Origin of the sequence: Microcoleus sp. B3-A4, from assembly GCF_036705385.1 — a bacterium.
Lineage (GTDB): Bacteria > Cyanobacteriota > Cyanobacteriia > Cyanobacteriales > Microcoleaceae > Microcoleus.
Map to the genome: position 1 here is coordinate 1 of NZ_JAUBUI010000149.1, position 5,868 is coordinate 5,868.

The 5,868-nt window shown below is 49.8% G+C and carries 2 protein-coding genes; both read right to left on the minus strand.

The genetic code is table 11. The annotated features are described in order from the left end of the window. Nucleotides 1-1,136 (minus strand): DUF4347 domain-containing protein (locus tag QUB33_RS28440; RefSeq protein WP_333357678.1); only part of this gene is annotated, 1,136 nt, incomplete at its 3' end. A 783-nt stretch (nucleotides 1,137-1,919) separates the two neighbouring features. After that, the gene (locus tag QUB33_RS28445) at nucleotides 1,920-5,450 is read right to left on the minus strand and encodes a DUF4347 domain-containing protein (protein WP_333357681.1); all 3,531 of its coding nucleotides are present in this window, start codon (nucleotides 5,448-5,450) and stop codon (nucleotides 1,920-1,922) included. Nucleotides 5,451-5,868: the final 418 nt, after the last annotated feature.

The window sequence follows — 5,868 nt, forward strand, 5'->3', positions numbered from 1 at the left end:
CCGCCGTCGCTGCCTTTGTTGTTGGTAAATTCGCAATCTCTGATAGTCAGAACACCGCCGCTTTTGGTTGCGATCGCGCCGCCCCCCCGTTCGGTATTGTCCGCTCGCGAACCATCATTGCCGCTAAACTTGCTATTAATTACATTTGTCGTGCTGCGAAAACCCGTGTAAATGCCGCCACCAAAACCGGCAACATTATTATTGACTTGGCAATTTTCTAAAGTTAAAGTGCTGCTACCTCCTGTTTGAATGCCACCACCGGCGCTAGTTGCGTCATTATTCGGATCGGTTCCAGAAACTTTGCCGTTGGCAACAATCAGGTTTTTTAGAGTAACATTTGTTGAACCTTCGGTTAGGATAACTCGCGAAGCATTGTTGCCACTGATGGTTAAATTTGCTGCACCAACTGCATCAATTGTCAAGTTTTTGTTGATGACAAGTTGACCGGAAGTGAGAGTAATTGTTTGGCTGGCAAGAGTGGAGGCAAATTGAATGGTATCGCCAGCAACAGCCGTGGCGATCGCATCTCTCAAGGAACCGGCTCCGCTATCTCTATTGTTGGTAACGGTAATAGTCTTTAAAGCCCCTTGATAATCCGCCATTGCCTCTGGAGTCAAGGCTAGCGGTGCTTCAATATCACCCTTGGCAAACTCCAAATTCCAGTTACCGCCGCGGCCAGTGCGATCGCTAGATGCCGCCATATCAGCCCCGGTTAACTCGCCCAGGCGATCGACAAAATCGCTTCCCGAACCCGCAGCAACATCGCAACCATAAAGCACAATATCTGCTTTGTCGCTTAGCGCATTTCGCCACTCTTGCAACTGGCTTTCATATTGTGACAAATTATCCGAATTCAGCGTTGCAGAACCTAGCTGCAAGCTGCCAGAATTGCCGTGAGAAAAAACGTGAACTTGGTCTACAGTTTCCCCCGCAGCAGAAATTGTTTGCAGTTTCGCAGTAATTTGCTCGACTCCGTTACCATTTTTATCTAAAATGACGATCTCTGCACCGGGAAGCACGCCATCGGCAAGAGTTTGATAGTCATCTAAGTCGGAATAAATGAAGACAAGAGATTTAGAACCAGCATTGTGGAGAACAGATTGTGAATCCATGTTAGTGGCAAAAGTTGAACTCATTTCGCATACCCATGAGAATGTTTACTATTTGCTGGTAGATTCACCTTGAAAGCAGAAGGCTAGAGATGCAGAAGGCAGTAGGCAGAATTAAAACCTCGGTGATCCATCGGGGAGATTAAAATTTAGGGAAAAAGTTTAATTTTCTGCCTAAGTGAAATCCGAGACTTGTCTCCCAAATCAGCTTAAGCTGTGTGAAACTTGCGATTTTTTTAGCAATTAACTGCAGAAAATGTAATGTAAATAGTCTGGCACGGGGAACCTCTCTATGTAGATTGGCCATGCACACCCTTAGCGAGATAAGTAGTGCATCAAACCATTTTAAAGCCTTGGTCAGGTAAAATTCATAAAAGATTTTCTGGGGTTCCGAATTCCTGAGAATCTCTATAGCTATTACCTGATACATTCACATTATGGAAAACCAGGAAAATTGCCCCTAAAAAATTGATTAATTTAACTTTTTTTATAGCTGGCAAAAAGTTCCCCAAAATCTGAAATTTAGTGCTTGAGAAAGCTTGCTTTATTCGGGTACTCCTGAGCTGGCTAGCCAGCTCAGGAGTGCAATAGACGGATGTGCCTCATTCTAGGTGTGGCCGATCGGCAATAAACAAGATTTATTACCGATCGCGCTGTTAAAAAGAATCGGATCGAGCGATCCTCTTCGTTGGCGTAGCCCCCGTAGGAGAGGGCTGCGCTAACGTCATCCACCACATTTCAGGAGTTTGAGAGCTTTCTTCACCACTCCTAAGCGGGCTTGCTGCTTATGACGCACTCTACCCGAGGCAGTTAGATTGTTAGCTGAGTGAAATCGCTAGCGGTGAGAATACCGGGGGTAATACCGTTAAGCTTCGCCAACAATTGATTGGTGTCCGTCACAGTAATCAAAGTTTGATTGTTGCTGGAAGTAATACTGAGTTGATTAAAACTCAAACCAGAATTCAACCCAATTAAATCCTCTCCCTTGCGGAAATCATTAATGATGTCGCTACCCAAACTTTGACTTAGGAAAAACACATCATTTCCCGAACCACCAGTCAAAGTATCGTCCCCAACATTGCCGGAAAGGAAATCGTCCCCAGCACCGCCGCTGAGAATATCATTACCTTTGCCGCCGTACAGGGTATCGTTACCGATGTCGCCACAGAGCACATCGTTTTCATCGCCACCGAAGAGCAAGTCGTTGCCCTCACCGCCATCGAGACTGTCGTTTTCTTTGCCGCCGTAGAGGCTGTCATTTCCCTCCCCGCCAAAAATCAGGTCTGCACCTTCATTGCCAAAGGCAATATCGTTGCCGTTTCCGGCATTAATTGTGTCATTTCCTAAGTTGCCTAAAATGTAGTCGTCCCCATCTTCACCCAGCAAGATATCGTCATCTTTACCGCCAAAAATGCTGTCGTTACCAACGCCGCCGGCAACTGTATCATTGCCGAGATCTCCCCTCAACAAGTCCTCGCCATCGGCGCCGACAACAGTGTCAGGATCTTTGCCAGCGTAGATGGTATCGTTGCCAGCGCCGCCAGAGATGAAATCGCTGCCTCCATTGCCGAAGATTGAGTCGTTATCTGCACCGCCTTGGATGTTGTCATTCTCGCCCATGCCGTAGAGAGTATCGTTGCCGGCTTGTCCGTTAATTGACTCGTTGATGCCACCGCCCATGATGAAATCGTTACCTTCGCCGCCGTTGACAGTTTGTTGGACGGGGTTGGGGGTGATGGTGGCAGGATCTAGTTGCGGGGCGTTGAGGCTATCGAGTAGGCAATCATCTACGGGCGGAGTTGGAGTCGGAGTCGGTTCCGGTGTCGGCGGAGTCGGAGTTGGCGCCGGTGTGGGAGTCGGAGTCGGTCCCGGTGTGGGAGTTGGCGCCGGTTCGGGCGTGGGAGTCGGAGTCGGTTCCGGTGTGGGAGTTGGCGCCGGTTCGGGCGTGGGAGTCGGAGTCGGTTCGGGCGTGGGAGTTGGCGCCGGTTCGGGCGTGGGAGTCGGCGCCGGAGTCGGTGGTGTTGGCGCCGGAGTCGGAGTCTCAGTCGGAACGGGTGCGGGCGCGGGTGTCGGAGTTGGCGCGGGCGCGGGTGTCGGAGTTGGCGCGGGCGCGGGTGTCGGAGTTGGCGCGGGCGCGGGTGTCGGAGTTGGCGCCGGTGCGGGTGTCGGAGTTGGCGCCGGTGCGGGTGTCGGAGTTGGCACCGGTGCGGGTGTCGGAGTTGGCACCGGGACGACACTACCTCCCAATTCAAAAGAGCCACTGTCCACGATCGCACCTGGAATGGTGTCGCCATCTTGAGGGCGAGTCACGCCGCGCTGATCCGTAGCGGGTGCGCCCGTGGCAATCCCTTTATCAATTGCCGGACTTCCTATCAGCAGCGGCCTGACTAAAGCGCCGTTGAGGGTTTGCAAAGGGCCGAGTTTCGGGTCTGCGACCGTCACACTTGTCGTCACCTTGGTATCGGTGTCAATCACCGGCCACTGAAAATTCCCTCCTAGATCGCTATATTGGGCGGTGGCGTGTTGCTGGATGCCCCAAGGGTTTCCTCCGTTAGCCGCTGTATTGTTGGAAAGAATCGTGTTTTTGAGGGTGACATTATTGGCATCAGCGAAGATACCTCCACCAACCCAGCCGGCCGAATTATCGGCGATCGTCGTGTTGAGAATGGTTGTGGGTGCACCAAGAGTCATTGCACCGCCGAGTTTGTTGAAATCACCAGCAGCAAACGCCGTGGAGTTGCCAGAAAACGTACTGTTAGTAATCGTAGTAGGGGCATTTCGCATCCACAGCCCGCCACCTTGATTGCCGGCTTTGTTGCCCGCAAAGGTGGTGTTGGCAATGGTCAATCCCTGGTTGGTGCTGTCGCTCAAAACCGTTACCCCACCACCGTTTCCAGGATTTCCACCGTTGGGTAGCCCCAGAATTTCGTTATTTTGGAAGGTACTCTTTTCCAAAATAACCTTGTCTTGGCTGCCGGTGAACAGATAAGCTGCGCCTCCTTCACCTCGACCTTTATTGTCTTGAAATACGCTATTGGTAATCTTAATTGTGCCGGAAGCTTCGCTCGGATTGCTGGCTCTGTCTGTGTAAACTGCGCCGCCAAAACCCCTTAAAAACGGATTCTCTTGGCCTGTTGCGTAAACGGCTGCGGTGGTGTCGTTGCCGATGAATCGGGAGTTGTCAATTGTTAGCTTACCTTGAAGGCTGTTAATTGCCCCGCCGTTAATTCCTTTGTTGTTGGTGAAGTCGCTGTTGGTGACTGTAAAAGTTTTGAAACTCAAAAAGCCGATCGCACCTGCACCGCGTTCATCGTTAGCGGAGGTGGCTGCGTTGCCGTTGAATTTACTGTTGGTAACAGTCAGGGTATTGTTGAAATTACCGAAAATTGCGCCACCGCCTTTATCGGCTACGTTGTTGTTGAACTGAACGTTTTCTACGGTGAGGTTTACTTCGTCGGTTGTGCCGATCGCGCCACCTCGATCAGTAGTTTTGCCGTTAGTAATAATCAGGTTTTTGACAACAAAATTGGTAGCAGTTGCCACGTTGGCATTGACAAAAAAGGCGCGGGATGCGTTGTTGCCGCTGATGGTTAAACCGGGTGCGGCGGCGCCGTCAATGGTAATGTTTTTGCCAACGGGAATATCGAGTTGACCGCTGGTTAAAGTAATGGTTTGGCTGGCTAAACCTGGAGCGAAGGTGATGATATCGCCGGCAACAGCGGTGGCGATCGCAGCCCTTAATGAACCGGGCCCGCTATCGCTATTGTTGGCTACTACGATCGTAGCTAAATCACCTTGGTAACTAGCCATAGCCTCTGGCTGCAAGGCTGAGGGAGATTCAATTTGACCAGAAGCAAATTCTAAATTCCAGTCGCCGCTACGGCCGGTTGTGTTGGTGGATGCCGCAACGTCAGCCCCGGTTAATTGACTGAAGCGATCGACGAAATTAGCACCTGTACCGTCTGCTACATCGCAGCCGTACAGCATGATGTCTGCTTGTGGGGCTAGTGAAGTTTGCCACGAGTCCAACTGGCTTTTGTATTGCTCTATGTTATCGGAACCCAGAGCGGTATTGCCGAGTTGTAGGCTGCCAGAACTGCCGTGAGAAATAATGTGAACAGAGTCTATCGCCCCGTTAGTAGAGGCGTATTTTTCAATTTCGGAGGTAATTTGTTCGATGCCGTTTTTGGTGCTATCTAGTATTACTACCTGCTGTCCGGGCAGCACTCCCGCTGTCAGTGACTCGTAATCTTCCACGCCGGAGTCAATGAAGACTAAGGAGCGCAGTGGCCGGTTTTCAAGAGAAGATTGGGAGTTAACTTGAGCGAACGTAGAACTCATATTGGAGACTCCATTTAGGGCATTATTAGTAGATACACCCTAGAGTAACCTCATCAGACTTATTTGATTATATCTTAACACTAAGTTGAGACATAGTGTTCTTTTTTTTTTAATTTTATGGATTTATTTGGTTCGCTATTTGCCTGTTGCCTATTGACTGCATTGGAAATTTTAACCTCTACCGCTGGGAATATATTACAACATTTATCGCCCCTATTTAAATAAACCAATATAGGTTGTACTATCAAATTTATGCGACCTTATTTTGCTAACAGTAGCCTGATTTTAGGTAGTCGGAAATGGTGGAGGTGATTTTCCCCAGCCTAACTTCTGTTAATTATCTGGGGGGGTGACGACCCGCCCCAAACCCATAGTTAGTAAGGATTGAGCCAACTTGTGGTAAAAAAAGATAGGCAGC

Excerpts from the sequence above, each read along its gene's own strand:
- QUB33_RS28445 (WP_333357681.1), bottom strand. The coding sequence starts at position 5,450 with ATGAGTTCTACGTTCGCTCAAGTTAACTCCCAATCTTCTCTTGAAAAC.